The sequence below is a fragment of the Cupriavidus sp. FW305-F7 genome (assembly GCF_058782875.1).
In genome coordinates, this window is the sequence record NZ_JBYSYC010000116.1 from 1 (window position 1) to 1,745 (window position 1,745).

Here is a 1,745-nt window from a genome sequence, read left to right on the forward strand (position 1 = left end):
CGTGTTGCCTCACGAAGGAATGTTACCTGACGAATTGTTGTCGTTTCGCTTTCTTTCTTCTCTTCTTTCGTGGTTTGCCGGGCGCGGAGCGCCCGGCCCCCGGCGACTTTTAACTTTTCCGTAACTCACACTTCGGCTGACGCGTCAGCGGACTTTCGCAGGTCACCCAGAATTAGTTCTTTCACGCGCTCTGCTCGCCACGCCTTGACCCGGCGCTGCAGCGTTCGTAGTTGTGCCTTACTCGCGTACGCTTCTGGAAACATCGAGGCCAACCGATCCATCAATACGTTGGCCGGCACTGAGGGCTCTGCAATCAGCCATCCTTCGATTAGCGGCCACGCGTCGGCGAACGGATCCACCCGACTTCGCCACCAGTGCTTTGCCTTCGGATGCTTCCGGTGTGTTGGACGTGCCTCACCTTCCTTCCATGCCGAAGAAAGGCCGGCGAGGAAGACCGCAACGTCTGACTCACCGGCTGGCGCTGCTTCAGCACACACACCGTGAGCTGCGAACTCGCTCAATGTTTGCTGAGCCATTCGCATCTCCTGCAGCAGCCGCACAGGATCGAGGCCTTTGAACTGTGCCTTCAGCTTCTCCTTGATAGCGGGGGCGACGCTGTCGTGTGCCAGAAGCCGATCGCACGGCGTCGCCGGCGCTAAATAGACCTTGTGTACGCGCGCGCCGTCACGCGTCTTGGACTTCAGCTTGAACGAAGGCTGGAAGAAGTTAATGTATAGCCGCGATGAAGCGTACAGCTGCACCAGCGCGTTCGTGGCATCGACACCGCTCAGCCGGCCATAGCCGGCAAGCCTCCGCACGACGGCGCCGTTCTTCTGCTCCACCCAGGCCTGGTCGTTCTTCTTGTAGGCCCTCGAGCGCGTCTGCACAAGGCCACGGCCCTTGCAGTAGTCGAGGACGCTCTGGTTCATGAACGCACTGTCATTATCCGAGTCAACTCCAAGCATCGCGAATGGCAGATCGGCAGCCGCCTTCTCAAATCCTTCAATCACCAGCATCTGGTTACGTACTCGCATGGCCACACATTCTGTCCAGCCGCTGGCGATATCAGTCAGCGTGAGGGTGTGGACAAATTCACCGTCTATCTTCGATCCGCCGCAGTGTTCGACCATGTCGATCTCGAAGAAGCCAGGTGGTGGATCGCGCCAGTCGGCGAAGGTACGCACTGGAATGCTGCGCCGGATGCCCGAGCCCACTCCCGTACGCCGTTTGCGCTGCCCATCGATGTGCGCACGCGCATTGGCTAGCATGCGATCGATGGTCGCCGCGCTGATCTGCAGGAGTTTGGCCTTGACGACTGGATTCAGGTCGAGATGGCCGTGCCGCTCCATGGCATCAACCAGCTTCGGTATCAGCGCTTGTAGTCGCTTGCCGCAGACCCGGTCGGCAGCTTCCCACAACACTGTCAGTGCCTGGCGTACCGCTTCGTCATATAGCCGGTTGCGCTCGCTCGTCCCCTTTGCCGCGCCGGGCTTTTGTCGTAACAACCGGATGGCGTGTTTGCGGTGATACCCGGTCAAAGCCACGAACTCGTCGAGGATCCTGACCCGGTCACCGAACGTCGCGCTGCCATACCGCAATTGCAATGCTGCGACCAACTCCTTGCGTGTCGTCATGCTGATTTGCCTCGTCACCTCGTGCCGCTCCCGCCGGACAATCCGACGGGTAGCAAACTACGTGAGGCAACAGGTCAGCGCGAGTTGCAATTCTGATGAGTCAATGCGCCG

The 1,745-nt window shown here is 59.6% G+C and carries 1 protein-coding gene; it reads right to left on the reverse strand.

Features of this window, described 5'->3' with window-relative positions; genetic code table 11:
- Nucleotides 1-125 precede the first annotated feature (125 nt).
- Nucleotides 126-1,634, reverse strand: a complete 1,509-nt coding sequence (locus AC3WL8_RS39830) for an integrase catalytic domain-containing protein (RefSeq protein WP_211979615.1) — start codon at nucleotides 1,632-1,634, stop codon at nucleotides 126-128.
- Nucleotides 1,635-1,745: the final 111 nt, after the last annotated feature.